The sequence below is a fragment of the Ruegeria sp. E5 genome (assembly GCF_056534105.1).
In genome coordinates this window covers 84,682-111,496 of record NZ_JBQFPA010000006.1, presented here as the reverse complement: position 1 = coordinate 111,496, position 26,815 = coordinate 84,682, and the positions used below count along the sequence as shown (strand labels likewise).

Below are 26,815 nucleotides of genomic sequence, written 5' to 3'. Positions count from 1 at the left end.
AACTGCTTATTTTTTCAGCATCCAGGGGCGGCAACACCCGAATATCAGGCGCGTTTCTCACCGATTGTAGCAACGCCAAGAACCGAAAGCACCTTTGCCTCGATCTGTTCTGCGTTCATTCCTGCGACGGCGTACATATCCGCCGGGCTCGCCTGATCGATGAAGATATCCGGCAGCACCATCGAGCGATACTTCAACCCTTCGTCAAACACGCCCTCATCCGCAAGCAATTGCGCAACATGGCTGCCAAAGCCGCCGATGGCCCCTTCCTCGATGGTGATCAGTGCCTCGTGATTGGCAGCCAGATCAAGGATCAGGTCCCGATCCAGCGGTTTGGCAAAGCGTGCATCGGCGATGGTGGGCTTGATCCCGCGCGCCGACAGCGCCTCTGCCGCTTTCTGCACCTCGGCCAGCCGCGTACCGAAAGACAGCAGCGCCACTCGGGCACCTTTCTGGATCAACCGGCCCTTGCCGATCTCCAATACTTCTCCGCGCTCGGGCAGATCAACGCCCGCTCCTTCGCCGCGAGGATACCGGAAAGCGATCGGGCCATCGTCATGTGCCACCGCAGTGGCGACCATGTGCATCAATTCGGCCTCATCTGCAGCCGCCATGACAACCATACCCGGAAGGTTGGCCATGTAAGCAATATCAAACGACCCCGCATGGGTCGCACCGTCTGCCCCAACCAGACCCGCACGGTCGATGGCAAATCGCACCGGCAGGCGTTGGATCGCCACATCATGCACAACCTGATCATAGCCACGCTGCAGGAATGTCGAATACATCGCACAGAATGGTTTCATGCCCCCGGCGGCCAGCGCAGCCGAGAAGGTCACGCCATGCTGTTCGGCAATCGCAACGTCGAAACAGCGCGACGGATAGCGCTCGGCAAACAGGTTCAGCCCGGTACCGTCCGGCATCGCGGCTGTAACCGCGACGATCTTGTCATCCCGCGCTGCTTCATCGACCAGCGTCTTGCCAAAGACCGAGGTATAGGAAGGCGCGTTCGAAGGCGCCTTTTTCTGCTCGCCCGTCACCACATCGAACTTGGCGGTCGCGTGACCCTTGTCGCGGGCCTGTTCGGCGGGGGCATACCCCTTGCCTTTCTTGGTCAGCACATGGATCAGGATCGGTCCGCTTGCCTTCGCCTTGACCGCACGCAGAACCGGCAGCAACTGGTCCAGATCATGCCCGTAGATCGGGCCAAGATAGGAAAAGCCGAGCTCTTCAAATAGCGTCCCACCCATAGCCATGCCTTTCAGCATATCCTTGGCGCGCTTTGCCCCTTCGCGGAAGGGTTCCGGCAGCAACGACACCGCACCTTTGGCAGCAGCTTTCAGATCGTGAAACGGTTCTTCGGCATAGATGCGCGATAGATAGTTCGATAGGGCACCCACCGGCGGTGCAATGCTCATCTCATTGTCATTGAGAACTACGATCAAGCGTTTCTTCAGGTGGCCTGCGTTGTTCATCGCCTCAAAGGCCATGCCGGCGGACATAGAGCCATCGCCGATCACAGCGATCGCATCGCCCAGCCCTTCAGGCGTAACGCCGCCCAGATCACGCGCGACAGCAAAGCCTAACGCGGCACTGATCGAGGTACTGGAATGTGCAGCGCCGAATGGATCATAGGCGCTTTCACTGCGCTTGGTGAATCCGCTTAGGCCGCCTTTTGTGCGAAGGGTGCGAATTCGGCCCCGGCGTTCTGTCAGAATCTTGTGCGGATAACACTGGTGACCTACGTCCCAGATGATCTTGTCTCGTGGCGTGTCGAATACCGCGTGCAGCGCCGTGGTCAGCTCGACGACACCCAGACCCGCGCCCAGATGCCCTCCGGTCACCGAAACTGCTGAAATCGTCTCGGCCCGCAACTCATGTGCGACCTGATGCAACTGCGCATCTGAAAACTGCTTCAGATCCGCTGGGCGGCTCACAAGGTCCAACAAGGGCGTATTCGGGCGGTCAGACATTTGGCGTTCCTGGCTTAGCTGTCCCGGGCAATAACGAAGCGGGCAGCCTGCTTCAAGGTTTCTGCAGCGGGGCCATGTTCGTCCAGCGCAGCACAAGCCTGATCCACAAGCTCAATTGCACGGGATCTGGCGGCGTCCAGACCCAGTAGCGAGACAAAGGTCGCTTTGCCCGCCTCGGCGTCTTTCTGCAGCCGCTTTCCGGCCTTTTCGGCATCTCCTTCGACATCCAAAATGTCATCCGCGATCTGAAAGGCAAGCCCAAGCGCCTGGGCATATTGGCGCAAGGGGGTGGGATCGGCCTGCGCCAATCGCGCACCCGCACAGGCGGACCATTCGATCAACGCACCGGTCTTGCCCGCTTGCAGATGTGTAATCTCATCCAGTGTCAGCGGCTCCGCTGCCGTCTCAGCGGCGATATCCAGCGCCTGACCCAGAACCATACCCTGTGCGCCGCTCGCTTTTGCCAGTGTTAGAGCCAGTTCAGCGCGTATTTCAGCATTTCCGACCTCTGGCCGCGTGCAAAGCTCAAACGCAAGTGTCTGCAGCGCATCCCCGGCCAGAACGGCGGTGCCCTCATCCCATTTCACGTGCACCGTTGGGCGTCCACGCCTCAGGTCGTCATCATCCATGCAAGGCAGGTCGTCATGGACCAGAGAGTATGCATGCAGCGCTTCGATACCCGTCGCTGGCCAGATTGCCCGAGCTGTATCGACGCCAAGCAACCGCGCGCTTTCCAATACCATAAACCCTCGCAGACGCTTGCCGCCCTCGGTGGCATAGGCCATGGCCCGTGTCACATCCAGATCATCCAGCGCGCTCAGAACCAAATCGAAATGGCTCTGAATCAGCGCGGCATCCTGTGCCAGCTTTTCACGAAACATTTACTGACCTTCGACAGGCGTCGTCCCGGTTGGCTGACCACCTGCGTCCAGAGTGATCGCGGCCACTTTTTCCTCAGCACGCTTCAGCTCATCCTCGCAGCGCTTCTTCAATGCGGCGCCACGTTCGTACAGCGCAATCGATTGATCCAGCGCCACATCACCACGTTCCAACTGGCCAACCACGGCCTCAAGCTCTTTCATCGCTTGTTCGAACGTCATCTGTTCAACTGGGGTATCGGTCATCGTGCTGCCTTTATCAGTTCTTCCACATGGGCGCGTGTCGCCTCGGCCAATGCGTTCAGATCATAACCGCCTTCCAGAGTCGAGACGATACGGCCATCACACACGTCATCGGCAATCTTGCACAGCTCCGCCGTGATCCAGGCGAAATCGCCCGTGGACCAATTGAGATTGGCCAACGGATCATCCTGATGCGCATCAAACCCAGCGGAAATAATGATCAGTTCCGGCCTAAACGCCCGCAGACGCGGAAAGGCTTGCGCCTCATAGGCTCCCCGCATCTCGGCCCCACCCGTGCCCGGAGCCAGTGGTATGTTCAAAACGGTTTCATAAGCACCGGTCTCATCCGGGCGGCCCGAGCCGGGCCATAAGGGCATCTGCTGGCTGGTGATCACCAAAGCGCGTTTCTCATCCCAAAGCAGGTCTTGCGTGCCATTGCCATGATGCACGTCGAAATCCACCACTGCCACGCGGTTCAACCCGTGATGATCCAACGCGTGCTTTGCAGCCAGCGCGGCATTCCCAAACAGGCAGAACCCCATTGCCGTCTCGGTCTCGGCATGATGCCCCGGAGGCCGAATAGCGCAAAACGCGTTCGGCGCTTCGCCGGTCAGTACCAAATCAACGGCCCGCACCACCGCGCCCGCCGCACGATAGGCCGCATCAACAGATCCCGGAGACATGAACGTATCCCCATCAATCTGCTTGAACCCATCCGGGGGCCTATGGTCGAGAATATCGCTGATATGGTTCTGCGGATGCACCCTTAGCAGATCATCATCCGCCGCCAACGGCGCCGTCACACGCTGAACATCCAGCCCCTCAAGCGCATGCAGGATATGCTCCAACCGCGCAACCCGTTCCGGATGTCCCTCAGGTGTCACATGGTGCAAACAATCTGCATGGGTCAATAGGGCGGTTTTCATCAGGATCCCATCTTCATCTGGCTAAAAATACCTTCGCCGAAGGCTTAAGATCGCCGCGCAGCGGCAAAATCAATCCGGTGCCAACATATACCCTGCACCCCGTACGGTCTGCAGATACCGGGGTTGCTTCGGATCTTGCTCAAGCTTCCGACGCAAGCGGGTGATCTGTACGTCCACAGCGCGCTCCTGTGCCTGACCTTTGTCACGCCCCAGATCTTCGACCAGCTTGGCCCGGCTGATCGGTTCGCCGGGTTGAGCCGAGAATATTTTCATCAACTGGCTTTCGGTCGCGGTTAGGCGCACCGGGTCTTCGCCCTGCCACATCTCACCGCGTTCGATATCATAGCGAATGGGCCCAAGATGTAGAATCTTCGCCGCCGTGTCCTGTGCAGGTGTCTCTGGCATCCGACGCAGAATGGCGTTGATCCTCAGCAGCAACTCTTTCGGCTCGAATGGCTTGGCCAGATAGTCATCCGCGCCCGCCTCAAGCCCGGCAATCCGATGCTCGGTCTCGCCCTTGGCCGTCAAAAGCAGGATCGGGGTGGAATGGGTGTCGCGCAGGGATCGGGTCAGGCTAACGCCGTCTTCGCCGGGCATCATCACATCCAGTACAATCAAGTCGAAATCGAGCCCCGACAAAACCCGCCGTGCGTGCGCTGCATCCCGCGCCGCGGTTACAAGAAAACCGCTGCGCATCAGGAATTTCTTGAGCAAATCACGAATACGCTCGTCATCGTCGACGATCAGAAGATGGGCGTCCATTTCGCTCATGAAGTCGTATCCCGCAGTTTCGTATATGCACGACGCATATCAGCATCCATCATCGCTTCAAGCACTTTGCGAAACCCGGCCACCGCTTCGGGGCCCGCATCTTTGTAGGCCGCACGCATCCGGGCGCGCTGGGCGTCAGATAGTTTGGCCTCGAGTGCCTTTCCTTTATCCGTCAGAAATAGGTGGCGTTCGCGTTTGTCCACTGTTCCGACCCGGCTTTCGACCAACCCATCTTCAATCAGGCTGCGCAAGACGCGATTCAGCGATTGCTTCGTGACACCCAATATGGCCAGCAGATTGTTCACCGTCGTTCCCGGCGCTCGGTTGATAAAGTGGATGGCCCGGTGATGCGCCCGACCATAGGCCAATTCAGTCAGGATGCGATCAGGATCAGCGGTAAAACCTCGATAGGCAAAAAACATGGCCTCGATGCCCTGCCTCAGTTGTTCATCTGTCAGAAACAACAGGCTTTCTCCGCCAAAGACCGGGGCGGGACGGATGTCGGTCATGTTGGGCCTCATTCGCAATATAACCTGACTTTATGTCAGCCTTATTGACATTCCAAGAGCGCGCAGGTATCGAATCGCAGTTTTTGCGCAACATTGTGTCCGATACGGACCTAAGCGGCGCAACATTCGGAAATATCGACCGGTTCAGGAGGTTTCGCATGGCTGGATATGACGATCGCGACGGTGTCATCTGGATGGATGGCGAATTGGTGCCCTGGCGTGAGGCCAATGTGCACATCCTGTCCCACGCGATGCATTATGCGTCTTCGGTGTTCGAGGGTGAGCGCGCTTACAACGGCAAGATCTTCAAAAGCCGCGAGCATTCCGAACGCCTGATCGCGTCGGCAGAGGCGCTGGATATGCCGATGCCATACTCGGTCGATGAGATCGAGGCCGCCAAGGAAGAAGCGCTCAAAGCCAGTGGTCTTCAAGATGCGTATGTACGTGCGCTGGTCTGGCGTGGCTCGGGCGAGGATATGGGTGTGGCGTCCGCCAAGAATCCGGTTCGGATGGCCATCGCTGTTTGGCCTTGGGGTGCCTATTACGGTGACGCTAAGATGCAAGGCGCCAAGTTGGACATCGCCGAGTGGAAACGACCCAGTCCGGAAACCATTCCAGTCCATGCCAAGGCAGCAGGTCTTTACATGATCTGCACCATTTCCAAACACAAAGCTGAGGCCAAAGGCTGCTCGGACGCTTTGTTCATGGATTATAATGGCAATGTCGCCGAGGCGACGGGGGCAAATGTCTTCTTCGTTAAGGATGGCGAAGTGCACACCCCGCTGGCCGATTGCTTCCTCAACGGCATCACTCGTCAGACGGTGATCCAGATGCTGAAAGACAAGGGCATCACTGTTCATGAACGTCGGATCCGTCCCGAGGAGATGGCCGATTTCGAGCAATGCTGGCTGACTGGCACTGCAGCCGAGGTTACACCTGTCGGGCAGATCGGCGATTATACCTTCGAGGTTGGCGATCTGACCCGCGAAATCGCCGAAGATTACGAGAAATTGGTCCGCGCGTAAGTTAACACCGTATTGAACCCCCGCTCAGGCGGGGGTTTTGATTGCAGATCATGCAAATATGCATGCAGATCGTTCGAAGGTATGGACGCTGCCGGGCCAAGCCGTATCGTTGGCTCATGTTAGATCTTCTCAGCGATATCCTTACACGCCTGTCTCTGCGTGGCACATTTTATTTCCGCACATCCTTTACTCCGCCGTTTGGGATACAGGTGCCGGGCTTCGAGAACGTGGCCCGGTTTCACTTTGTGCAACGCGGCGAATTGAAGGTGCACCTGCCAACAACCGGCGAGACCTTGCGGTTGCGGCAGGGTGATCTGATTCTTATTCCCCACGGTGCGCCGCATGCGCTGCTGTGTAATGAAGTCAAACCCTATGATGCCTTGCCCCTTGAGCGGGTGTTAGAGCTGTCAGGCTACAAAGGCGATGGTGTCCTGGTTTATGGCGGTGAGGAAGACGAGCGCGATACGCAACTGATTTGCGGACATTTCTCATTCACCGGGCCAGCCGGGCGAAACGGAACCGGTCATATGCTGATCGACCGGTTGCCACCTTTTATACTGATCGAGAATTACGGTGAAGAAGCGGGGGCCTGGATCGAGGCGACATTGCGTATGATCGGATCTGAAGTGTCCGGTGCTCGTATCGGCGGTGACCTGATCGCGCTGAAACTGTCCGAAGTGCTGTTTGCGCAAGCGATCCGGGCATACCTTGAACATCAAAGTCCTCATGATGCCGCGCTTGCCGGATTTGCCGATCCGCGCATCTCGCGGGCGCTGACAGCATTTCACCAGTCTCCGGCGCAGGAGTGGAGCGTTGCGATGCTCGCGCGAGAAGCAGCAATGTCACGCACCGCATTTGCGCAGCTTTTCTCACAAAAGATGGGGACTACCCCGATGCAGTACCTGACGGACTGGCGGATGCAGATCGCGTGCCATGGGTTGACCGAAAATCGCTGGAACGTTGCGGATGCCGCAGCAGAAGTGGGATACGCGTCCGAGGCTGCGTTTTCACGCGTGTTCAAGAAGCAGGTCGGACTGTCGCCCGCCGCGTACCGTGCGATGCACTAATCGTACTGATCAATTGAACGATCTGCAATAAATGCAAAACGAACTGAGATGTTGCGTTCAATCGCGCGCCCCTAATCTTTGATCATCACTGATTGAAGAAAGGAAGTTCACATGTCCCTGCGTTTTGTCACCCGCTCTGTCCATGCCTATCTTGACTACCCGGTTGCGATTGCGCTGATGGTTTTGCCTTTTGTACTGGGGCTGGGCCAGTCCAACCCGCTGGCACTCTGGCTGTCCGTTGTGACCGGCATTGCAGCATTCGTACTGACCGTTCTGACAGACCATCACCTTGGGATTTGGCGGGTTCTGCCATACAAGTTCCACTTGGCTGTTGATCTGCTTGTCGGCGTCACGTTCCTGTTTGCGCCCAGCCTGTTTGGATTTTCTGGGCTTGATGCGTTGTTCTACTGGGTGAACGGGGCCGCAGTCGTTGTGGTGATCTCGCTCAGCGCGCCCGAACAGAGCGCTATTGTTTGAAGTGAGTCAGAACCGTAGCGATCAGCTGGGCCATGCGGGCATCCGGATGGCCTTTTTTTGTTTTAGACACTAATAAGGCCAAATTTGCCCAATGGGTCGCCCCTGTTGCATCAGATTTTCAGGCTTGAATTTTCCGACAAAAACCATCAGATATAGGGCAACGCCAGATGACACCATCAAGCAACTGGTTCCGGGGCGATCTGTGGGCTCAGCAAAAGCAGATGTGAAAGCCCGCCATCGCCCCGGGAACGACCAAAGGAGCCCGCGATTGCGTGATCGATTTGAAGAATTGATGGCCGATCCCTGCTGTGCATCGTGTGATTGCGACGCGCTAACCTCAGAAGTCGCGGCCTATCTCGATCACAAGACCTGCAACGCCGAGCGCTGCCGGGCGCTCGAAGAACGCTCAGCCGCAACGATGTACGCAGTCAGGCGCGATTCGATGCGCGCGCTGAATGAGGGTGGTGCGCGGGCCTAGAAATCCACACCACGTTGAGCTTTGATGCCGGCTTGGAACGGGTGTTTTTCTTCGGTCATCTCGGTTACCAGATCCGCATAGTCCCTGAGGGCTTGCGGGGCATCCCGGCCAGTCAGGAACACGCTGGTTTTGTCTGATCGGGTCTGAAGCCCCTCAATAACAGTGTCTACTGAAAGGTATTCGTAGCGCAGGGCGATATTGATCTCGTCGAGAACAACCAGATCGTAGTCGCCGCTTTTCATCAGATCACAGGCCTTGTTGAAGGCCGAAGTCGCAGCCGCGATGTCGCGCTCGCGGTCTTGTGTATCCCAGGTAAACCCTTCGCCCATCGTGTGCCAGGTGACCAGGTCGCGTTCCTCAAAGAACCTGCGCTCACCGGTTTTCCACTTGCCCTTGATGAACTGAACCACAGCCACTTTCTGGCCCCAGCCCAATGCCCGGATCACCACGCCAAACGCAGCCGAGGATTTTCCCTTGCCCTTACCTGTATTGATCAGCACCAGTCCCCGGCCGGGATCGACCGCTTCCGAGACTTTCTTGCGGTGCTTGGCTTGCACCTCTTGCATCTTTTCTTTGTGGTTCTGTGCGTCGCTCATCGGGAAACCTCATAGGTGTATCGCGACCCAACCTAGGGAAAGATTGCGAAAGGTAAAGTCAGGCTTTGGGATCCGTTGCTGATCGCGCTTTGGTCCGATCAAGGCCAAGTTGTCGTTCACGCAGGATCACCACGACGTTGCCTGCAATCACCAACGCCGCGCCGCCCAGCATCACCAGGGTTGGCAACTCATCGAACCAGAAATAACCAATGACAATGGCGAACAGCATTGTGGTGTAGTCATAAGGTGCCAGCATTGACGCTTGTCCAAACTTGTAGGACGAGGTCACCAGAATCTGCGCCACTCCGCCGATCAGGCCGATTGTCACCAGCAATGCGGCTTGCTCCCATGTCGGGATAACCCAGCCCCAAAACACTGTGAGACCCGAAAGCAAGGTCGCAGTGAGAGAGAAATAGAACACGATTGCGGCGGGATGATCCACCTGTACCAGTTGGCGAATATGTATCTGCACAAAGGCACGGGCAACGGTTGCAGCCAGCACGCAAAGCGCACCTATTGTTGCGGCGGTTTCGGCAGTGCCTGAACCCAGCCGGGGCCAGATCATGATCAGAACGCCGACAAGGCCAAGCGCGACGGCCCCGATACGAATCATTCGTATCCGCTCGCCCAACATGATTGCTGCCAGAATCAGCGTGAAGATAGGGGTTGCATATCCGATGGCGGTTACCTCGGGCAGCGGCAACAGGCTAAGACCAGTAAAGGTCAGCCCCATGGCCGAGGTTCCCAGAACCCCGCGCCAGAAATGGCCCATCGGCTTCTTGACAACAAAGCCATGCACCAGCTCTCCTCGCCAGACCAGCCAGGCGATGATAACCGGAATCGCGAAAAGCGAGCGGAAAAACACCATCTCTCCCGGCGGGAAATCATCTGACAAAGCCTTGACCAATGCAGACATCGTCGTGAACAGCACGAGCGCACTGAGCTTGAGCGCCACGGCCAATGCCGGACGATGCGATGTTAAGGATTTCGCCATGGTCGCGAACCTGCGCCTTTGAGGCGGAAAGATCAACTGGCCAAAGTTGCCGTATCAGAGATTGGACCAGTCTAGTGGAAGCTGAGCTCCAATTTCCTCTGACAGGTCCTTTAGAAACCTCATCATCCGCGCGGCTCGGTCCTGCGCGATGGCCCTGCCTTTTTCGGTCAGCATATCATTGGGTAAGCGCAGCAGTTTTATTTGCCAGTGATCGATTGAAAAAATCAGGTCATTCGGCAAACGGTTTTCGGCAAACGGATCTGACGGGTCATAAAGGGTGCGTCCCAGGGCGCCCGATACTGAAAAGTTGCGGGCGATACCGATAGCACCCAACGCATCCAGACGATCGGCATCCCGTAATATTCGCGCCTCGGGTGTTTCGGGCGGGATGTTAGCCGAAAAGCTATGGGCGGCAATCGCGTGTTGCACGGCTCCAATTTCAGTGGTGGAATAGCCGAATTCTTCAAGAATAGGCTCTGATTCAGTGGCGGATCGCATCGAGGCCAGATGCCGATCCGGATCATCTTTTGACAGGTTGATCAGATCATGCAGATAACACGCCGCCAGCAAGACACGCGGGTTGGTTTCATCATCCGCAATCGCCTGCGCATTAACCCAAACCCGATCCAGGTGCGCCAGATCATGCGCCGGATCCGTCTGCATCCGTTGCCTGACGACAGCGCGCAGCGAAGCGCGCAGATCAGCCAATCCGTCCACGGTTCTCGCCGATTTGACCACGATGCAGGAGCAGGTGATCGAGGATCACGCAAGCCATCATTGCCTCACCTACCGGAACGGCGCGGATGCCGACGCAGGGGTCGTGGCGGCCTTTGGTAATGATCTCGGTCTCTTCGCCGGATTTGGTGATGGTCTTGCGGGTGGTCAGAATGGACGAGGTTGGCTTGACCGCAAAGCGCACCACAACATCCTGGCCGGTCGAAATGCCGCCCAGAATACCGCCTGCGTGGTTCGAGCTGTATTGAGGGCCGTCCTGCCCCATGAAAATCTCGTCGGCATTGGCCTCGCCGGTCAGTTCGGCGGCGGCCATGCCTTCACCGATTTCGACCCCTTTAACGGCGTTTATCGACATCATGGCTGCAGCCAGATCAGTGTCTAACTTGGCATAAATCGGCGCGCCGAGCCCCGCCGGAACGCCGCGCGCGACCACTTCGACCACTGCGCCGACCGAGTTGCCGGATTTGCGCAGGTCGTCCAGATAAGCGGCCCAATCTTCGGCTGCTTTGGCGTCGGGCGCCCAGAATGGATTCTGTTCGATCTGCGACCAGTCGAAATTGGCACGGTCGATCTTGTGCGGACCGATCTGGGTCATATAACCGGTGATTTGAACATTCGGAGCGATCTGTTGGATAGCCTCACGCGCGAGTCCTCCGGCCGCCACACGTGATGCCGTTTCCCTCGCCGAACTGCGCCCGCCGCCGCGATAGTCACGGATCCCGTACTTCTGCCAATATGTGATGTCGGCGTGTCCCGGACGAAACTTGTCCATGATGTCGCCGTAGTCTTTCGAGCGCTGATCGGTGTTCTCGATCATCAACTGCACCGGTGTGCCCGTGGTCTGGCCTTCGAACACACCGGACAGGATTTTAACCTGATCGGGTTCGCGCCGCTGTGTGGTGAATTTATTCTGACCTGGTTTGCGCTTGTCCAGCCAATGCTGGATCATGCCCTCATCGATTGTGACGCCCGGAGGGCAGCCATCGATGGTCGCACCCAAAGCGGGTCCGTGGCTTTCACCCCAGGTGGTAACGCGGAAGAGGTGGCCAAAACTGTTCATCGACATGGGGCATGCTCCTTTGAGCGACGTGATTAGCGGGGAGTGCCTTGGTCCTCAAGTGGATTTGCATTTGCAGAGAAGCAAGCGCCGCCCTGTGGGCGGCGCGATTGGAATAAGTCAGGCGGCTTGAGCCACCGTGGCGCGGGTTGCGTTGATCTTGAGCGCTGCATGAGCTGCCTCGCGCCCTTTTTCGATGAAATGCGCGCGATAGATGGCGTTGTGGTGATCCGTTTCCTGATACTGATGCGGTGTCAGCGAGACCGACAGGACCGGAACACCTGAATCGAGCCCGGCCCGCATCAAGCCATCGACAACCGCTTGTGCGACGAAGTCATGCCGGTAGATGCCGCCATCCACTACAAAGGCAGCGCAGGCTACGGCGGCGTAGCGCCCCGTTTGCGCCAGGTCACGGGCCAGCAGGGGCATCTCGAAAGCGCCCGGAACGTCGAAGACATCAACCTGATCGGCTGGAATTAGTTCGAGAAACCCATCCAGCGCGCGATCCACGATATCTGAATGCCAGTTGGCTTTGACAAAAGCATAGCGGGTGTGTGTCATCATGATCTCCTTTCGTAACAGACACGTCACCCAAGGCGATCACGAGCAGGCACACCGCATTACCGGCGTGCTGCACGTTCTCTTTCATCCGGACTGTAACCGTCGGCTCTGGCTTCTCACCAGATCTGCTGACACCCCGGAGACCGGGGCCGCTCGCGGGCTTACGGGTCATGCCCGCATACCGCCGGTGGGGAATTTCGCCCCGCCCTGAGAACGAGTGGGACCTTGCCAAGGAGATATCGCTTCTGCAAGAGAAATTGGCAGGAGGACGAATATGCATCCCAATCCCACCTTTCGCGCCGAGACGCGCGAGCGTCACATCGAGTTTGCGCGTGACCGCGCCTTTGGTGTTCTGGCGGTGTCGACATCGGATGCACCGTTGTTAAGCCACGTTCCCTTTCTTCTGAACGAGGATGCTTCATCGGCTGACCTGCATCTGGTCCGGTCAAATCCGATTGTTAGGGCGCTGAAAAAGCCGCAACCTGCGAAGATCGCTGTGATAGGGCCGGATGGGTATATCTCGCCTGACTGGTACGAAGTCGATGATCAAGTGCCGACCTGGAACTATGTAGCGGTGCATCTGAATGGTGTGCTTGAGATGCGGCCAACGGACGACCTGCGAAATCTGCTCGACCGGCAGGCGGCAGGCTTTGAAAATCGCCTGCTGCCAAAGCCGCCATGGTTGGCGTCTAAGATGACACCAGACGCGCTGGATAGAATGATGCGCATGATCGTTCCCTGCCGACTCATGATCTCGGATATCGACGGCACTTGGAAGCTGAATCAGAACAAACCCGAAGAGGCGCGACATCGCGCGGCTGATCACGTGCACTCAGCAGGACTTGGCAGCGAGGTGGCGCGCTTGGCCTCGTTGATGCGCAAGGCCTGAGGCACGCGTTCTCGCCTTCCATTCATTGAGCGCTGAATGTGGCGAGATAAGCAGCGATGTCATCTGCGCCTTTTTTCAGCTTGACGCTCATGTTCGGGCGGGCGGTGTCATCATCCAGATATTCCTTGATGAACCCGATCGGATCCCGAGAATAGGCGGCGATGTTTTCTTCAGTCCACACAAGCCCTTCTTGCCCGGCGCGGATCATGTCGTCGGTGAACATCCCGATGGGCAAACGTTCACTTCCATAAAGATAATCGTTCTCAGTTCCGGCGGTGCGGCCAACTACGCCAAAGAGATTCGGCCCGGTGATGCCGCCTTTGACCAGAACCTCGCCATTTTTGATGATCGCATGGCACGAAGAGCATCTGTTATAGAGCTGTTCGCCTTTCGCCGGATCGCCGGCCGCGATCGCCTGTACTGAAGTCAGAAACGAAACAAAAACTACGGTTGCTGCTATCTTGAGCATTGAACATCTCCGGCTGGGATTATTGCGCCTGTGGCCTTTCACGCATTCCCGTTTAGAGTGCAATCGAATTCTGGTAGATAATCACGTGTTTGAAATATCTATTTTATATTAATAATTTAAGAGGAATCGTATCGCGCTAAAATAGAAGGAATACAGTGTTCCTAAGGTAGAGATGCACGTGAAATCGGCGGCGTTCGCATAGGGTGAGGAGATTTCAATTTGGGGATCTACCAGCGCGGGTCGATGCCGAATCACGTCCCGCCTGCCTGGCGCCAATTCGCCGCTCTGAGGGTTAAAATCTGCATTTGAGATTGAAATTTTGCCCTTTCACCGTGACATGAATGCTTAGATGCGGCGTATTGCGCGTTTAAGAGCGCTGGACGAACTCTATTCTCCCCGATAGATACCCCGTTTAAGACGCCGCACTTGTGCGGTGCGCGAGCTTTATGCCCGTTCGCGGGCGCCAGATAATCGGAGATAACCTCGTGTCCCAAGCTGAAGACCACGAAGGCACCCGCAGAGATTTCCTCTACTACGTCGCTGGCGGCGCAGGTGTCGTTGCCACCGGGGCTGCCGTTTGGCCCCTGGTAAATCAAATGAACCCATCGGCAGACGTCCAGGCGCTGTCCTCGATCCGTGTGGATGTGAGCGGGGTAGAGCCGGGTACGCAGCTGACTGCAAAGTGGTTGGGTAAGCCTGTTTTCATCCGTCACCGCACAGGTGCCGAGATTCAGGAAGCTCAGGAGCAAGACGCTGAAGGTGTCGACGCGCTGCCTGACCCGCTGGCTCGCAACTTCAATTTGAACGCCGACGCACCAGCGACCGATGCCAATCGCGTCATGCCTTCGCCCGAAGGCGAAGGAGAAGGGGCGTGGATCGTTCAGATGGGTGTTTGTACACACCTGGGTTGTGTGCCGCTTGGCGATGCTGGCGATTTTGGCGGTTGGTTCTGCCCCTGCCACGGCTCGCACTACGATCTTGCCGGTCGTATCCGCAAAGGCCCCGCGCCTGAAAACCTGCCCATTCCGCCCGTTGAATGGGTAGACGCCACCACCATCAAGCTCGGCTAAGGGAGACCCAACTTATGTCCGGAATTCCCCACGATCATTACGAGCCGAAGACAAATGGCGAGAAGTGGCTGAACAGCCGTCTGCCCATCGTCGGCCTGCTTTATGACACCCTGATGATCCCAACCCCCAAGAACCTGAACTGGTGGTGGATCTGGGGCATCGTCCTGGCGTTCTGCCTGGCGCTGCAGATTGTCACCGGTATCGTTCTGGTGATGCACTACACCCCGCATGTTGATCTGGCCTTTGCCAGCATCGAACACATCATGCGCAACGTGAACGGCGGCTATATGCTGCGGTATCTGCACATGAATGGCGCGTCGCTGTTCTTTGTCGCGGTCTACATCCACATCTTCCGCGGCCTGTTCTACGGCTCGTACAAAGCCCCGCGTGAGATCACGTGGATCATCGGGATGCTGATTTACCTGATGATGATGGGCACCGCCTTCATGGGCTACGTTCTGCCCTGGGGTCAGATGTCTTTCTGGGGTGCGACCGTGATCACCGGCCTGTTTGGCGCGATCCCGTTTGTGGGTGAGGCGATCCAGACCTGGCTGCTGGGCGGACCTGCGGTGGATAACGCCACGCTGAACCGCTTCTTCTCGCTGCACTACCTGCTGCCGTTTGTCATTGCAGCGCTGGTGATCGTGCATATCTGGGCCTTCCACACCACCGGCAACAACAACCCCACGGGTGTTGAGGTTCGTCGCGGTTCTAAAGCCGAGGCCGAGAAAGACACTCTGCCGTTCTGGCCCTACTTCGTGATCAAGGATCTGTTCGCTCTGGCAGTCATTCTGGTCGTGTTCTGGGCCATCGTGGGCTACATGCCGAACTATCTGGGCCACCCGGATAACTACATCGAAGCCAACCCGCTGGTTACACCTGCGCATATCGTTCCTGAATGGTACTTCCTGCCGTTCTACGCGATCCTGCGGGCTTTCACCGGTGAGGTCTGGGTTGTGCAATTCGCCAGCTTCATCACCGGTGGCATCATCGACGCCAAGTTCTTTGGTGTTCTGGCGATGTTCGGTGCGATCCTGGCGATGGCACTGGCGCCCTGGCTGGACACCTCGACCGTGCGTTCGGGCAAGTATCGCCCGATGTTCAAATGGTGGTTCTATCTGCTGGTCATCGACTTCTTTGCCCTGATGTGGCTGGGTGCGATGCCTGCGGAAGAGCCCTATGCGACCTTCTCGCTGATCGCGTCCGCCTACTGGTTCGCCTATTTCTTCGTAATCCTGCCGATCCTGGGTGTCATTGAAAAGCCTGAGGCGCAGCCGGAAACCATCGAAGAAGACTTCAACGCGCATTATGGCAAGGCTGACGCCGAAGCCACGCCGGCCGAGTAAGAAGAGGGACCGGAAACATGTTCAAGAAACTTGCAATCGGTGCCGCGTTCGCTCTGGCCCTTGCGCCCGCCTCGACCTTTGCGGCAGGTGGCGGTGAGCAGCACATCGAAGACTTCCACTTCTCGTTTGAAGGCCCCTTCGGAACCTGGGATCAGAACCAGCTCCAGCGCGGCCTGCAGATCTATACCGAGGTCTGCGCGGCCTGCCATGGTCTGCAATATGTGCCACTTCGGACCCTTGAAGATCTGGGGTACTCGGAAGAGCAGGTCATCACCTACGCGGCCGACAACTTCGAGGTGTTCGATCCCGAGCTGGACGATTTCCGCCCGGCAATCCCGACCGACCACTTCCCGGCCAATACCGGTGTCGGTGCGCCTGACCTGAGCCTGATGGCGAAGGCCCGCGCCGGTTTCCATGGTCCTTACGGTCTGGGCATCAACCAGCTGGTCAAAGGCATGGGTGGCGCGGAGTACATTGCCTCGCTTCTGGATGGCTATACCGGTGAAGAAAAAGAAGAGGCCGGTACTATTCTCTATGAGAACAAGGCCTTCCCCGGCGGTTGGATTTCCATGGCTCCACCGCTGTCGGAAGATCAGGTTGAATTTGCAGACGGACATCCAGCTACGGTTGAGGCAATGTCTGAAGACGTTTCAGCGTTCCTGATGTGGACCGCCGAACCAAAGATGATGGAGCGCAAGAATGCCGGTTTTGTCGGCGTTCTGTTCCTAACAGTTCTGTCTGTCCTGCTGTACCTTGTGAACAAGCGCCTGTGGGCACCGATAAAGGGCAAACGTCTGGACTAAGGTCGACGTATAACTAAAAACTAAACCCCCGCGCCATCACGGTGACGGGGGTTTTTTTGTTGCGATGGTGTGGAAGGGGCCAGCCCCTTCTTGGCCTGCGGCCAATTCATCCCCGAGGTATTTTGGGCCAGATGAAGAACGGATCACACTTGTAATTGAGCTTTGCTGTGCCCCCGGATCGTCGCGATTACGATCTCGCCTTCGGGTTGGGCGTTGCCGAAGGTTACTTCGGTGAATTGTTCGGTGCGGCCCATTGTGGGATTTTCCATCAGGATATTGTGGGTTTTGCCGATCTGTGCCGTCAGATGCTTGATGACTTGTGCATCGCCGGCGGCGCGTAGGCGCGCGGCGCGTTGTTTGATGACATTGCCGTTGATCTGTTGCGGTATGCGGGCTGCCGGAGTGCCTTCGCGTTTGGAATAGGGGAATACATGCAGCCAGGTCAGGTTGCACTCGGTGACGAGCTTGAGGGAATTCTCGAAATGAGTCTCGGACTCGGTCGGGAAGCCAGCGATGATGTCCGCGCCAAAAGTCATGTCGGGTCGTAGTTTGATGGCGTCTTCAGTGAAACGAATCGCATCTTCGCGCAGGTGGCGGCGTTTCATGCGCTTCAGGATCAGATCGTCGCCATGCTGCAAGGACAGATGTAAATGGGGCATCAGGCGCGGCTCGGTCGCGATGGCATGCATCAGGTTCTCGTCGACTTCGATCGAGTCGATTGAGCTGATGCGCAGGCGAGACAGATCGGGCACCAGTTTAAGGATGCGCATCACGAGATCGCCCAGTTTCGGCTGAGCGGGCAGATCCGCGCCCCATGAGGTCAGATCGACCCCGGTCAGAACAACTTCGTTGTAGCCCCTATCGACCAATCGTTTGATCTGATCCACCACAACGCCCGCAGGGACGCTGCGAGAATTGCCCCGGCCGTAAGGGATAATACAGAAGGTGCAGCGATGATCGCAGCCATTCTGAACCTGTACATAGGCGCGTGAGCGGGTTCCGAAGCCATCAATCAGATGCCCGGCGGTTTCCGTGACAGACATGATGTCGTCAACCTGAACCGCCTCGGTCTGACCGATGAAATCGGCGGCCATGCCTTTCCAGGTATCCGGTTTCATCTTTTCGGTGTTGCCGATGACTGCGTCTACTTCGTCCATGGCAGCAAAGGTCTGCGGCTCGGTTTGCGCCGCGCACCCGGTGACGATCAGACGTGCCGAGGGGTTTTCGCGGCGCAGCTTGCGAATCTCCTGCCGCGCCTTGCGGACGGCCTCGGCCGTAACCGCGCAGGTGTTGACGATCACAGCATCCGTTAGGCCAGCCTGCTGCGACAGTTCTTTCATCGCTTCGGTCTCATAGGCGTTTAGGCGGCAGCCCAGAGTGCTGAACTTAGGCGGGTTCATTCCAGTGACCTCAGGTATTCAGGCGTCAGCGTGCCCGAAAACACATGGGCTGTGGGTCCCGTCATCCAGACCCCATCCTCGCGCCAGTCGATCCAGATTGTGCCGCCATCCAGGTCAACTTGTACTTTGCGCCCAGTGAGACCTCTGCGTGCTGCAGCGACGGCCGTGGCACAAGACGATGACCCCGAGGCCAGAGTGATCCCCACTCCTCGCTCCCACACCCGCATGCGGATGTGGTCGGGTGTGACTATCTGTGCGACCTGAACATTGGTGCGTTCGGGATAGAGTGGATGGTATTCGTAACGCGCGCCGAACTCTTCCATCGGAATGGCCTCGGCGTTGTCGACAAAGAAAGTGCAGTGCGGGTTGCCCATGCCGGTCGCTGTTGGACCACCTTCTATCGGCAGTTCCAGCGTGTCCATCTCTTCCGCCAGGGGAATCTCGTTCCAAAGAAGTTGGGGGTGCCCCATATTCACCGACGTCAGTCCATCGCCAGCGTCGCGGGCCTGCAGTGTGCCGCGTTCAGTTGTGAGCGTGAGTTCGGATTTGCCTGTTTCGTTCATCAAAAACCGGGCGATACAGCGCGTGGCGTTGCCGCACGCAGCCGAAGTCGACCCGTCGGCATTGTAGAACACCAGATGCGCATCCGCTTCACCGCGTTCGATAACCGCCAACTGATCGAATCCCACGCCGAACTGCCGGTGCCCGATTCCCCTGGCAAGGGCCGGGGTGACCGGCACGGCATGCGCGCGCGCATCGACAACGACAAAGTCGTTGCCCAACCCGTGCATCTTCATAAAGGCCAAACCGGTGTCGAGTATCTGTTGCATGGCGGGCGTATAACGCCGGTCCGGACATGAATCCACCCTGTCGCGTAGATTCCTGAAAAAAGGGGTTGACCCCCCAGTTCCACCTGCCTAATTAGGCCGCCTATCGGGGCGCCGAACTCATACGAATGACGGCGAACTGAAGTACGAAATAAGGTCTTGAACCCGGTCGGGTATTTACCTTACAGAGTGCTGCGGATCGAAGAGATCCTAAAAAGAGTGGGCCGTTAGCTCAGTTGGTAGAGCAACTGACTTTTAATCAGTGGGTCGCAGGTTCGAATCCTGCACGGCTCACCACTTAAGCCAAGCAAATACAAAAGCTTAGAGTAGGTGGTGCCCGCCCTGCGGGGTGGTGTGTTTGCCCAAACCAGTACAATACAAGCAATGCGGCTTGCTGTGGTGACTCGCTCAGTAAAAGCGCCACGGAACTCATGCCCCCGAGGCGCTTCACCGATGCAGGCAGCAAGGAGACACTGCCGAGGTTTGCTCTGTTGGATTTACGAGGGACGGTCTCCAATGCCTTGCGCGGCTGGCGAAACAGCTTGCCGTTACTCTGCCATCTCCTGCGGCAACGGCTATCGTGAATGACTTTGCAATCGGGTCGGCGTCTTGCAGTTATCGCGGATGCGAATCCCTATTGCAACCAAGCTCCATAACGGTTTCGTACAGTTCAGGCAGTGGTTCCAGCCTGTCTTCCTGACCACACGCGGCGGGGTGTGGTACAAGTCCATGACATGTTCACGCCGCTTATGCGAGCACGACGCTTGATCTCGCTCGTCCCAAATGCAGGGTTCTTGGCGTTGACATTGGTACTCTCGCCCACAATCGTGCAGCCATAGAAGAGCATCCGATGGCCTCCAGAATCGAGATGATTCAAGGCTCATCTATCGACGAAGACATTGTGGACCAGGATCGAACTGCTGCTGAAGATTACCATAAGGTACTTGTTTGTCTCGACAGCAATCATACACCCGATCATGTGCTTGCTGAGTTATATGCGTATGCCCCGCTTGTTCCTTCGGGTAGCTATTGCATTGTGTTCGATACAATCGTTGAGGAAATGCCTCCCACTAAGTTCACTGATCGTCCATGGGGACCTGGAGACAACCCAAAGACTGCAGTTCATGATTGGTTGAAAGTCAATCCTGATTTCGAGATCGACAAGAGTATCGATCACAAGCTGCAAATTTCGGTGGCACCGGACGGCTTCTTACGACGCCGGTAGTTTTGTCACGGTGGATTTCGACCAAACAGACAAAGTCCATGACAGGCCCGCGCTGATTGCCTAGAAATGCCTATTAGATTTGCTTTTGGAACCAGGTGATCCCAGTGGAGCAATTGGCGTTTACATACGAAATGGGTGTGGTCTCGGCGCTTTTGGCCTTCACGGTGTTCTTGTTTGTGTCCGAGATTGTAAGGATCGATCTTTCGGCCATCCTGGTGTTGGTCATTGTGGGTCTGCTGAGTTATGCACCGGGTCTCGAAAATCTGGCAAATGTTCCTCATCTGTTTGACGGGTTTGCGTCCAATGCCGTGATTTCGATCATTGCGGTCATGATCGTAGGGGCGGGTTTGGATAAAACGGGGCTGATGAACAAGGTCGCGTCCGTCATTTTGAAATATGGTGGTAAGTCTGAAAACCGAGTGCTGCCGATCGTTTCGGGCACAGTCGGTGTTATCTCATCATTCATGCAAAATGTCGGGGCGGCGGCGTTGTTCCTACCGGTGGTTAGCCGTATCTCATCGCGATCGGGTATTCCGTTGTCACGTTTGCTTATGCCCATGGGGTTTTGTGCCATTCTGGGGGGGACAATGACGATGGTCGGGTCCTCGCCCCTTATTCTGTTGAATGACCTGATCCAAACTGCAAACGAAGGACTGCCCGAAGCTCAGAAGATGGAACCCTTTGGATTGTTTTCCGTTACCCCCATCGGTGCGGTGCTGATCTTAACGGGGATCGCATATTTCCTGCTGCTGGGACGTTGGGTGCTGCCGGGTGATTCAGGGTCGGAGAGTACGGGTACCGGGCGCGGGACTCAGGAATATCTTCAGCGGGTCTACGGGCTGAAGGCCGATGTGTTCGAGGTTGTGGTTCCGGCCGACAGCCCGCTGGTTGGGCAGATTCTGGCAGATATCAACTTTGAAAATCACCTCTATATCATCTCGACCTTTTATCGTGGCAAGACCTCGATGGTTCAGGTGTTAACAGCCGAGATTGCCGCACCCTGTCGATTAGCGATTGTGGGTCGGCGCTGGGTTGTCGAAGAGTTTGCCGAAAAGTACGGGCTGACGGTGCTGCCTGATCTGGATGTGTTTGTCGAAGAGTTCGCACCCACGAATGCTGGGGTCGCAGAGGTGGTCGTGACGCCTGACAGCAAACTGATCGGCAAATGCCCTCGCGAATTGCTATTCCGCAAAACCTACGGAATGTCTTTGCTCGCCATCCACAGGGGTGAAGAGACGCTGAGTCATGTCGAGACTGAGACGCATGAATCCACCCAGATCGGGCTTGAGAAGTTCAAGGCTGGCGACATGTTGGTTGCTCATACCCGCTGGGACAACCTGATGCGGATAAAGCGTGATCCGGATTTTGTTGTGGTCACCTCGGACTTCCCGCAGGATGAATTGCGCCCGCAAAAGGTAGGCTGGGCGCTCTTGTTCTTCTTGATCTCATTGTCGCTGATCCTGTTCACGGATGTGCGGTTGTCGCTCTGCTTGCTGACCGGAGCCGCAGGAATGATGTTGACCCGGGTGCTCAGTGTTGACGAGGCGTATCGAGCAGTTGGATGGAACACGGTCTTTCTGCTGGCGTGTCTGATCCCGTTGGGTCAGGCGGTGCAGAATACCGGGACTGCGGCATGGATTGCGCAACAGATCATGATCATCTTGGATGGATGGCCGAATTGGGCGCTACAGGCGGGCGTCGCCATTCTGGCGACGGCATTTTCTCTGGTCATGTCAAACGTCGGCGCGACGGTTCTGTTGGTGCCCCTTGCGGTTTCAATTGCGGTTGCGGCGGGTGCCAACCCGGCGGTCTTTGCATTAACCGTCGCGATTTCGACCTCGAACAGTTTCATTATCCCGACCCATCAGGTGAATGCGCTGATCATGGGGCCAGCTGGGTACAAAGTGACCGATTTCGTCCGTTCGGGCGGGATCATGACGATCATTTTCTTGATCGTCTCACTGTTGATGCTGAATGTGATTTTCTGACCCTGTTAATCACCCAGCTAGGCTGATCGTTTGGCCCTGCTCTGACGCCTGTTGTGCGGCAAGGCCGATACGCACGGCCCAAATCCCATCACGCAGTGAGACCTCGGGTTTGGCGCGCTCGCCCCTGACCAGCTCCAGAAAGCCTTTGTGCTGGTAATAAGTCGAGCCATTGTGGTCGCCAGCCGCCAGCAACTCGGGATCAACGGGGATGTCGCGCTGGATTGGGCCTTTCGGTGCACGAGGGCTGATGATCAGCTGTGGTACAGGCGCGTCGCCCAAATGTTCGGGCCAGAAGCGGCCCGGGCCGGGCACAAGCGCTTCAATCTTGGCATCGCGCCCAATGGCCGAGATTTCTTCTTGATACCGCGAACCCTCGGCAAACATGCAAAGCTCGAGCATCGCGCGAGTGCCCGAAGCAAAATCGACAATGACATAGCCGTGGTCCAGAATATCTGGAGTATCGCCGTCATAAACTTCGTCCAAATGATTGACGGCTTGGCCACCGCTTGCGGAAACGCGAACCGGGTCTGATTGCAGGATCAGGCGCATGAGGTCGAAGAAGTGGCAACATTTTTCGACGAATGTACCGCCAGTGTTACGGTTGAACCGGTTCCAATTGCCGACCTTTTCGAGAAACGGAAAGCGGTGTTCGCGGATCGTGAGCATCTTGATCTCACCACCTGCGGTCGCTGCTTCATCGATCAGCGCCGTGATCGGGGGCATATAGCGATATTCCATCGCGACCCAGATCGGGTGCGGAAAATTGCGCTCTAACTCTTCAAGCCGTGCAAGATCGGCGGGATCAGTGAACAACGGTTTCTCGATTAACAGTGGCAGTGGGCGGGTTTCCGCAATCTCGGCCAGTTGATCAACATGCAGGTGGTTGGGGCTGGCGATGACCAGACAGTCCAGATCATTGACCGTCAGAAGGTCCTGAAGGGAAGACACCATCTGCGCGTCGGGTGCAATCGCCTGCGCCTTATGCGCCATCTCCGGGTCGGGTTCGAAGATTGCGGCGACTCGTGTGCCCTCAAGCAGAGCAATGTTGTGCAGGTGTTCCTGCCCCATCATGCCGCATCCGATCAGCCCGTAATTGGTGGTCCGGGTCATGCGCAGTTCCTTTTATTTCAGGCGTTGAACGTATGTGGCTCGATCTGGATCAAACCATGTTTTTGAAAACTCGATAGGTTCAGCTTTCTCAGACCAACTGAACCGTTCGATATACCCTGCGGCTTGGCCCGCAGGTTTGGTGAAGCCTTCAGGTGTCCAGTCGGGCAGGGCACTGACAGAAACGCGATCCTCTGCCCGTGTGATCCAGAAGCCAAGTTGTTGCTGGTAATAGCGATAAAGCGAGTCGGACAGCAGGTTCTGGTCGATGGTCCCGGCTGATTCGTCCAGCCAGATTTCTTCGACCGCGATGATTGTGTCATTCAGATAACGCATCCGACGTACACGCGAACCGCTATCAGACAGGCCGAACTTCGGCAGTTTCGCAGGCTTCTTGAGATGATCAACCGACAGGATGTCGGCACGCGGCAACCCGCCGCCTTCGGGCAGTTCCAGCCGGAACATAGCATAGACGCTGTTCTGCGTTCCGGTCTCGCGGATGTAGTTGCCCGAACCCTGAATACGCTCCAACATGCCTTTTTTCTCAAGCTCGGCGAGGGATTTTCGCAAGGTCCCGACCGAGACATTTAGGTTCGAAGCCATGTCCCGTTCAGGTGGAAGACGCTCACCATCAATCAGACGGCCCGCAGCAATATCGCGGATCAGAAGCTCTGAGATCTGGACATAGATCGGCAGGGCATTTGGATTGCGGCTGTTGGCGGACATTGAGGGCGCTTCACTCGGTCGCAGGAAAAATTGATACACTATTGATCTACATCAATGCGCTTGCTACGCAAGAGGAAAGTCAAAGATGTACGGAGCGTGAATCAAATGACCATCGTCCCCATCACATCCCCCGACCTGGATGCGGCCGAGGTTTCGTGGTTTGCAGCGCTTTGCTCGGATGACTACCAGTTTCTGGGTGTGCCCGATGGTGATCTGCGATCCAGTTGGGAGCATTGTTCAGGCATCGTGAAAGAGGCCGAGGCGCAAGGCTTTCGCAACATCCTGTGTCCGTCATCGTACCAGGTCGGTCAGGATACGTTGAGCTTTGTTGCAGGCTGCGCCCCGATCACTGAAAAGATCAACCTGCTGGCCGCCGTGCGCTGTGGCGAAATGCAGCCCATCATGCTGGCCCGTACCATCGCGACGCTGGACCACATGCTAAAGGGGCGGCTGACGGTTAACATCATCTCGTCCGATTTCCCGGGCGAGAAAGCCGACAGTGCGTACCGCTATCAGCGTTCGCGCGAAGTGGTCGAGATCCTGAAACAGGCCTGGACGCAGGACGAAATCAACCATGCGGGCGAGGTCTATAACTTTTCAGGCCTGACCACTGACCCGGCTCGGCCTTACCAGACCGGTGGCCCACTGCTGTATTTCGGCGGCTACTCGCCGTCTGCTTTGGACCTGTGCGGCGAGCACTGCGATGTCTACCTGATGTGGCCGGAAACAAAGGATCAGTTGGCCGAGCGGATGAAAGCCGTTCATGCGGTTGCCGAGAATTACAATCGTACTCTGGATTACGGCCTGCGCGTACACATGATTGTTCGCGATACCGAGGCTGAGGCACAGGAATACGCCGACTACATCGTCTCGAAACTGGATGACGAATATGGTCGTGCGATCCGCGAGCGGGCACTGGACGCGACATCCTTGGGCGTGGCGCATCAATCCAAGAACCGCGATCTGGCCGACGAATATGGCTATGTCGAACCCGGCCTTTGGACCGGCGTCGGACGCGCACGGTCGGGCTGTGGTGCTGCGCTGGTCGGTTCGACCGATCAAGTTATGTCTAAAATCGAAGAGTATCAGAAGATGGGCATCCGCGCCTTCATCTTCTCGGGCTACCCGCACATGGACGAGGCCAAGCATTTTGGCGCCCGTGTGATGCCCAACCTGAAAACCTGCTCGCTTCCCGAAGCCTACGGGCGCGTGCCAGCAACCACCCCGGCAACCCCGCTGGGCAACGGAGTTCGTCGCTGATGCAACGTGTGAAACTATCTGACACGCTGGAAATGAGCCGTCTTGTCTATGGCATGTGGCGCTTGGGTGATGACAGTGACACCTCGACTGCGCATGTTGAGGCCAAGATTCAGGCCTGTCTGGATCAGGGCATCACCACCTTCGATCAGGCCGACATTTATGGCGGATACGCGGCCGAAGCCGTTCTGGGCAATGCCTTGCGCACCAATCCCAGCCTGCGCCAGAAAATGGAGATCGTCACCAAATGTGACATCGTCGCGCCGATGGGGCGTTATGCCGAGGCCAAGGTCAAATATTACGACACGTCGCGTGCGCATATTCTGAAATCGGTCGATACATCTCTGTCGGAAATGGCGATCGACCACATCGACTTGCTTCTGATCCACCGCCCGGATCCAATGATGGATCACCATGAAACCGGTGCGGCGCTGGATGAGGTGGTTGCCAGTGGCAAGGTCGGCGCGGTTGGTGTGTCCAACTTCCGCCCTTGGGACTGGTCTTTGCTGCAGTCGGCGATGAAAACCCAATTGGTCACCAATCAGGTCGAGATATCTCTGGGCGAGATCAGCCCGTTCACCAACGGTGATCTGGCGTTCCATCAACAGCATGGTCACCCGCTTATGGCGTGGTCTCCACTGGGTGGAGGCCTTTTGATGGCCGGGAATCCACCGGTCGGCGTTGTAGCGGATGAGATCGCCGCAGAATTCGGGGTGGATCGCGCCGCTGTGGCCGTTGCCTTCCTGCTCGCGCATCCAGCAAGCATACTGCCTGTTCTGGGCACAAATAATCTGGGCCGTATCAAACGCGCCTCGGATGCGTTGAAGGTCAAGCTGGATCGTGAAAGCTGGTACCGCCTGTATGAGGCGGCGCTGGGGCATGAGGTGCCATGATGAACGCAATCTCGCGCGATATGAACCACACATTCGTCCCGCATAAGGACGACACGCGAACCCTGCGCGATGCTTTTGGCCGTTTTGCCACCGGAGTTACTGTCGTGACCTGCGACAGTGAGGATGGACCAATCTGCATTACCGCCAACAGCTTTTCGTCCCTGTCGCTGGATCCGCCGCTGGTGATGTGGGCGGGCGACCGCAATTCGCGCAGGTTTCGTTATTTTCACGCGGCGCGTCATTTCAGTGTGCATGTTCTGTCTGCTGAACAGGCCGAGCTGTGCTTTGGCTGTTCAAAAGACGCCCATGCGCTGCGTGATATCGAACATGACCGTTGTGAAAACGGCACCCCGTTGTTGCCGGGTAGTCTTGCCCGGTTCGAATGCGAGCAGCACGCTTATCACGATGCAGGCGATCATGTGATCGTGGTGGGCAAAGTTCTGAAAGTCAGCATGGCGGATGGAGACGCGCTGACGTTCTTTGCCGGAAAACTCGGCCAATTCGCGCAGAGCTAAGCGCGATATG

28 protein-coding genes, 1 tRNA gene, 1 pseudogene and 1 riboswitch are annotated in these 26,815 nt (G+C 56.9%); of the genes and pseudogenes, 14 read left to right on the top strand and 16 right to left on the bottom strand.

Going from position 1 to position 26,815, the window contains the following annotated elements; translation table 11 throughout:
* Positions 1-44: 44 nt before the first annotated feature.
* The 6 genes from dxs to ACR0BI_RS19830 all read right to left on the bottom strand — a co-directional run bounded on the left by dxs (position 45) and on the right by ACR0BI_RS19830 (position 5,300).
* A complete protein-coding gene (gene dxs / locus ACR0BI_RS19855) occupies positions 45-1,973 on the bottom strand; it encodes a 1-deoxy-D-xylulose-5-phosphate synthase (RefSeq protein WP_480562916.1) in 1,929 nt (642 codons plus the stop codon).
* 14 nt (positions 1,974-1,987) lie between these two features.
* Positions 1,988-2,854, bottom strand: coding sequence for a polyprenyl synthetase family protein (locus tag ACR0BI_RS19850; protein WP_170625405.1), 867 nt, complete (start codon positions 2,852-2,854; stop codon positions 1,988-1,990).
* Entirely contained in the window at positions 2,855-3,097 is a 243-nt protein-coding gene (locus tag ACR0BI_RS19845; RefSeq protein WP_170613140.1) for an exodeoxyribonuclease VII small subunit, read from the bottom strand. It abuts the gene before it with no gap.
* The gene (locus ACR0BI_RS19840) at positions 3,094-4,020 is read right to left on the bottom strand and encodes a histone deacetylase family protein (protein ID WP_170466531.1); all 927 of its coding nucleotides are present in this window, start codon (positions 4,018-4,020) and stop codon (positions 3,094-3,096) included. The genes ACR0BI_RS19845 and ACR0BI_RS19840 overlap by 4 nt, the downstream gene beginning before the upstream one ends.
* Positions 4,021-4,089: 69 nt before the next feature.
* Complete coding sequence (locus ACR0BI_RS19835; RefSeq protein WP_170513633.1) at positions 4,090-4,791, bottom strand: response regulator; 702 nt, start codon at positions 4,789-4,791, stop codon at positions 4,090-4,092.
* On the bottom strand, positions 4,788-5,300 hold the full coding sequence (locus ACR0BI_RS19830) for a MarR family winged helix-turn-helix transcriptional regulator (protein ID WP_170398209.1): 513 nt from the start codon (positions 5,298-5,300) through the stop codon (positions 4,788-4,790). The genes ACR0BI_RS19835 and ACR0BI_RS19830 overlap by 4 nt, the downstream gene beginning before the upstream one ends.
* 158 nt (positions 5,301-5,458) lie before the next feature.
* Here ACR0BI_RS19830 and ACR0BI_RS19825 point away from each other — a divergent pair, with 158 nt between their 5' ends.
* From ACR0BI_RS19825 to ACR0BI_RS19810, 4 genes are all read left to right on the top strand, one after another.
* Positions 5,459-6,325, top strand: a complete 867-nt coding sequence (locus ACR0BI_RS19825) for a branched-chain amino acid aminotransferase (RefSeq protein WP_170398212.1) — start codon at positions 5,459-5,461, stop codon at positions 6,323-6,325.
* Positions 6,326-6,441: 116 nt separating this feature from the next.
* Positions 6,442-7,392: an AraC family transcriptional regulator gene (locus ACR0BI_RS19820; RefSeq protein WP_170408132.1), complete on the top strand. Its 951-nt coding sequence runs from the start codon at positions 6,442-6,444 to the stop codon at positions 7,390-7,392.
* Between the two features lie 111 nt (positions 7,393-7,503).
* Positions 7,504-7,869, top strand: coding sequence for an SPW repeat domain-containing protein (locus ACR0BI_RS19815; protein WP_170398218.1), 366 nt, complete (start codon positions 7,504-7,506; stop codon positions 7,867-7,869).
* Between the two features lie 268 nt (positions 7,870-8,137).
* Positions 8,138-8,347 (top strand): hypothetical protein, encoded by a 210-nt coding sequence (locus tag ACR0BI_RS19810; protein WP_170398221.1) that lies wholly within the window; start codon positions 8,138-8,140, stop codon positions 8,345-8,347.
* On the opposite strand, the gene cobO is transcribed toward ACR0BI_RS19810, so the two are convergent.
* The 5 genes from cobO to ACR0BI_RS19785 all read right to left on the bottom strand — a co-directional run bounded on the left by cobO (position 8,344) and on the right by ACR0BI_RS19785 (position 12,290).
* On the bottom strand, positions 8,344-8,943 hold the full coding sequence (gene cobO / locus ACR0BI_RS19805) for a cob(I)yrinic acid a,c-diamide adenosyltransferase (RefSeq protein ID WP_170398223.1): 600 nt from the start codon (positions 8,941-8,943) through the stop codon (positions 8,344-8,346). The two genes, ACR0BI_RS19810 and cobO, sit on opposite strands and share 4 nt — an antisense overlap.
* A gap of 58 nt (positions 8,944-9,001) precedes the next feature.
* Positions 9,002-9,937 (bottom strand): DMT family transporter, encoded by a 936-nt coding sequence (locus ACR0BI_RS19800; protein WP_170398226.1) that lies wholly within the window; start codon positions 9,935-9,937, stop codon positions 9,002-9,004.
* A 54-nt stretch (positions 9,938-9,991) separates the two neighbouring features.
* The gene (locus ACR0BI_RS19795) at positions 9,992-10,654 is read right to left on the bottom strand and encodes an HD domain-containing protein (protein WP_480562917.1); all 663 of its coding nucleotides are present in this window, start codon (positions 10,652-10,654) and stop codon (positions 9,992-9,994) included.
* Entirely contained in the window at positions 10,638-11,738 is a 1,101-nt protein-coding gene (aroC, locus tag ACR0BI_RS19790; RefSeq protein ID WP_223117374.1) for a chorismate synthase, read from the bottom strand. Before aroC ends, ACR0BI_RS19795 begins: the two co-directional genes overlap by 17 nt.
* A 111-nt stretch (positions 11,739-11,849) precedes the next feature.
* Complete coding sequence (locus ACR0BI_RS19785) at positions 11,850-12,290, bottom strand: 6,7-dimethyl-8-ribityllumazine synthase (protein WP_170425579.1); 441 nt, start codon at positions 12,288-12,290, stop codon at positions 11,850-11,852.
* Between the two features lie 72 nt (positions 12,291-12,362).
* Positions 12,363-12,509: riboswitch (FMN riboswitch) on the bottom strand.
* Positions 12,510-12,564: 55 nt separating this feature from the next.
* Here ACR0BI_RS19785 and ACR0BI_RS19780 point away from each other — a divergent pair.
* On the top strand, positions 12,565-13,179 hold the full coding sequence (locus ACR0BI_RS19780) for an FMN-binding negative transcriptional regulator (RefSeq protein WP_480562918.1): 615 nt from the start codon (positions 12,565-12,567) through the stop codon (positions 13,177-13,179).
* Positions 13,180-13,201: 22 nt separating this feature from the next.
* Here the strand turns inward: ACR0BI_RS19780 and ACR0BI_RS19775 are convergent, their stop codons facing one another.
* Entirely contained in the window at positions 13,202-13,648 is a 447-nt protein-coding gene (locus tag ACR0BI_RS19775) for a c-type cytochrome (protein ID WP_170425585.1), read from the bottom strand.
* A gap of 485 nt (positions 13,649-14,133) precedes the next feature.
* Between ACR0BI_RS19775 and petA the strand changes: the two genes are divergently transcribed.
* The 3 genes from petA to ACR0BI_RS19760 are packed head-to-tail and all read left to right on the top strand — an operon-like array spanning position 14,134 to position 16,867.
* A complete protein-coding gene (gene petA, locus ACR0BI_RS19770) occupies positions 14,134-14,718 on the top strand; it encodes a ubiquinol-cytochrome c reductase iron-sulfur subunit (protein ID WP_170398293.1) in 585 nt (194 codons plus the stop codon).
* Positions 14,719-14,732: 14 nt separating this feature from the next.
* Positions 14,733-16,064, top strand: coding sequence for a cytochrome b (petB, locus tag ACR0BI_RS19765; protein ID WP_170514468.1), 1,332 nt, complete (start codon positions 14,733-14,735; stop codon positions 16,062-16,064).
* Between the two features lie 17 nt (positions 16,065-16,081).
* Positions 16,082-16,867 carry a cytochrome c1 gene (locus ACR0BI_RS19760; protein ID WP_170514470.1) on the top strand — a complete coding sequence of 262 codons (786 nt, stop codon included), beginning with the start codon at positions 16,082-16,084 and terminating at the stop codon, positions 16,865-16,867.
* Between the two features lie 143 nt (positions 16,868-17,010).
* Here ACR0BI_RS19760 and mtaB read toward each other — a convergent pair whose 3' ends face one another.
* Complete coding sequence (mtaB, locus tag ACR0BI_RS19755; protein ID WP_170514474.1) at positions 17,011-18,267, bottom strand: tRNA (N(6)-L-threonylcarbamoyladenosine(37)-C(2))-methylthiotransferase MtaB; 1,257 nt, start codon at positions 18,265-18,267, stop codon at positions 17,011-17,013.
* Positions 18,264-19,097, bottom strand: coding sequence for a diaminopimelate epimerase (gene dapF / locus ACR0BI_RS19750; RefSeq protein WP_170398305.1), 834 nt, complete (start codon positions 19,095-19,097; stop codon positions 18,264-18,266). The genes mtaB and dapF overlap by 4 nt, the downstream gene beginning before the upstream one ends.
* A gap of 218 nt (positions 19,098-19,315) precedes the next feature.
* Between dapF and ACR0BI_RS19745 the strand changes: the two genes are divergently transcribed.
* From ACR0BI_RS19745 to ACR0BI_RS19735, 3 genes and pseudogenes are all read left to right on the top strand, one after another.
* Positions 19,316-19,391: transfer RNA gene (locus tag ACR0BI_RS19745), tRNA-Lys, on the top strand.
* 460 nt (positions 19,392-19,851) lie between these two features.
* Positions 19,852-20,319, top strand: a pseudogene (locus ACR0BI_RS19740) (CmcI family methyltransferase); the annotation flags it as partial.
* Between the two features lie 131 nt (positions 20,320-20,450).
* Positions 20,451-22,307, top strand: coding sequence for an SLC13 family permease (locus tag ACR0BI_RS19735; RefSeq protein WP_170398548.1), 1,857 nt, complete (start codon positions 20,451-20,453; stop codon positions 22,305-22,307).
* A gap of 9 nt (positions 22,308-22,316) precedes the next feature.
* Here ACR0BI_RS19735 and ACR0BI_RS19730 read toward each other — a convergent pair whose 3' ends face one another.
* Positions 22,317-23,417: a Gfo/Idh/MocA family protein gene (locus ACR0BI_RS19730; protein ID WP_223117378.1), complete on the bottom strand. Its 1,101-nt coding sequence runs from the start codon at positions 23,415-23,417 to the stop codon at positions 22,317-22,319.
* Positions 23,418-23,429: 12 nt separating this feature from the next.
* Positions 23,430-24,140, bottom strand: coding sequence for a GntR family transcriptional regulator (locus tag ACR0BI_RS19725; protein WP_170398311.1), 711 nt, complete (start codon positions 24,138-24,140; stop codon positions 23,430-23,432).
* A 105-nt stretch (positions 24,141-24,245) separates the two neighbouring features.
* Between ACR0BI_RS19725 and ACR0BI_RS19720 the strand changes: the two genes are divergently transcribed.
* The 3 genes from ACR0BI_RS19720 to ACR0BI_RS19710 are packed head-to-tail and all read left to right on the top strand — an operon-like array spanning position 24,246 to position 26,805.
* On the top strand, positions 24,246-25,400 hold the full coding sequence (locus ACR0BI_RS19720; protein WP_170513705.1) for an LLM class flavin-dependent oxidoreductase: 1,155 nt from the start codon (positions 24,246-24,248) through the stop codon (positions 25,398-25,400).
* On the top strand, positions 25,400-26,290 hold the full coding sequence (locus ACR0BI_RS19715; RefSeq protein ID WP_170648364.1) for an aldo/keto reductase: 891 nt from the start codon (positions 25,400-25,402) through the stop codon (positions 26,288-26,290). Before ACR0BI_RS19720 ends, ACR0BI_RS19715 begins: the two co-directional genes overlap by 1 nt.
* Complete coding sequence (locus ACR0BI_RS19710; RefSeq protein ID WP_170408253.1) at positions 26,290-26,805, top strand: flavin reductase family protein; 516 nt, start codon at positions 26,290-26,292, stop codon at positions 26,803-26,805. The genes ACR0BI_RS19715 and ACR0BI_RS19710 overlap by 1 nt, the downstream gene beginning before the upstream one ends.
* Positions 26,806-26,815 lie beyond the last annotated feature (10 nt).

Coding starts and splice junctions, on each gene's coding strand:
- dxs (WP_480562916.1), bottom strand. CDS start 1,973: ATGTCTGACCGCCCGAATACGCCCTTGTTGGACCTTGTGAGCCGCCCA.
- ACR0BI_RS19850 (WP_170625405.1), bottom strand. CDS start 2,854: ATGTTTCGTGAAAAGCTGGCACAGGATGCCGCGCTGATTCAGAGCCAT.
- ACR0BI_RS19845 (WP_170613140.1), bottom strand. CDS start 3,097: ATGACCGATACCCCAGTTGAACAGATGACGTTCGAACAAGCGATGAAA.
- ACR0BI_RS19840 (WP_170466531.1), bottom strand. CDS start 4,020: ATGAAAACCGCCCTATTGACCCATGCAGATTGTTTGCACCATGTGACA.
- ACR0BI_RS19835 (WP_170513633.1), bottom strand. CDS start 4,791: ATGAGCGAAATGGACGCCCATCTTCTGATCGTCGACGATGACGAGCGT.
- ACR0BI_RS19830 (WP_170398209.1), bottom strand. CDS start 5,300: ATGACCGACATCCGTCCCGCCCCGGTCTTTGGCGGAGAAAGCCTGTTG.
- ACR0BI_RS19825 (WP_170398212.1), top strand. CDS start 5,459: ATGGCTGGATATGACGATCGCGACGGTGTCATCTGGATGGATGGCGAA.
- ACR0BI_RS19820 (WP_170408132.1), top strand. CDS start 6,442: ATGTTAGATCTTCTCAGCGATATCCTTACACGCCTGTCTCTGCGTGGC.
- ACR0BI_RS19815 (WP_170398218.1), top strand. CDS start 7,504: ATGTCCCTGCGTTTTGTCACCCGCTCTGTCCATGCCTATCTTGACTAC.
- cobO (WP_170398223.1), bottom strand. CDS start 8,943: ATGAGCGACGCACAGAACCACAAAGAAAAGATGCAAGAGGTGCAAGCC.
- ACR0BI_RS19800 (WP_170398226.1), bottom strand. CDS start 9,937: ATGGCGAAATCCTTAACATCGCATCGTCCGGCATTGGCCGTGGCGCTC.
- aroC (WP_223117374.1), bottom strand. CDS start 11,738: ATGTCGATGAACAGTTTTGGCCACCTCTTCCGCGTTACCACCTGGGGT.
- ACR0BI_RS19785 (WP_170425579.1), bottom strand. CDS start 12,290: ATGACACACACCCGCTATGCTTTTGTCAAAGCCAACTGGCATTCAGAT.
- ACR0BI_RS19780 (WP_480562918.1), top strand. CDS start 12,565: ATGCATCCCAATCCCACCTTTCGCGCCGAGACGCGCGAGCGTCACATC.
- ACR0BI_RS19775 (WP_170425585.1), bottom strand. CDS start 13,648: ATGCTCAAGATAGCAGCAACCGTAGTTTTTGTTTCGTTTCTGACTTCA.
- petB (WP_170514468.1), top strand. CDS start 14,733: ATGTCCGGAATTCCCCACGATCATTACGAGCCGAAGACAAATGGCGAG.
- ACR0BI_RS19760 (WP_170514470.1), top strand. CDS start 16,082: ATGTTCAAGAAACTTGCAATCGGTGCCGCGTTCGCTCTGGCCCTTGCG.
- mtaB (WP_170514474.1), bottom strand. CDS start 18,267: ATGAACCCGCCTAAGTTCAGCACTCTGGGCTGCCGCCTAAACGCCTAT.
- dapF (WP_170398305.1), bottom strand. CDS start 19,097: ATGCAACAGATACTCGACACCGGTTTGGCCTTTATGAAGATGCACGGG.
- ACR0BI_RS19735 (WP_170398548.1), top strand. CDS start 20,451: ATGGGTGTGGTCTCGGCGCTTTTGGCCTTCACGGTGTTCTTGTTTGTG.
- ACR0BI_RS19730 (WP_223117378.1), bottom strand. CDS start 23,417: ATGACCCGGACCACCAATTACGGGCTGATCGGATGCGGCATGATGGGG.
- ACR0BI_RS19725 (WP_170398311.1), bottom strand. CDS start 24,140: ATGTCCGCCAACAGCCGCAATCCAAATGCCCTGCCGATCTATGTCCAG.
- ACR0BI_RS19720 (WP_170513705.1), top strand. CDS start 24,246: ATGACCATCGTCCCCATCACATCCCCCGACCTGGATGCGGCCGAGGTT.
- ACR0BI_RS19715 (WP_170648364.1), top strand. CDS start 25,400: ATGCAACGTGTGAAACTATCTGACACGCTGGAAATGAGCCGTCTTGTC.
- ACR0BI_RS19710 (WP_170408253.1), top strand. CDS start 26,290: ATGAACGCAATCTCGCGCGATATGAACCACACATTCGTCCCGCATAAG.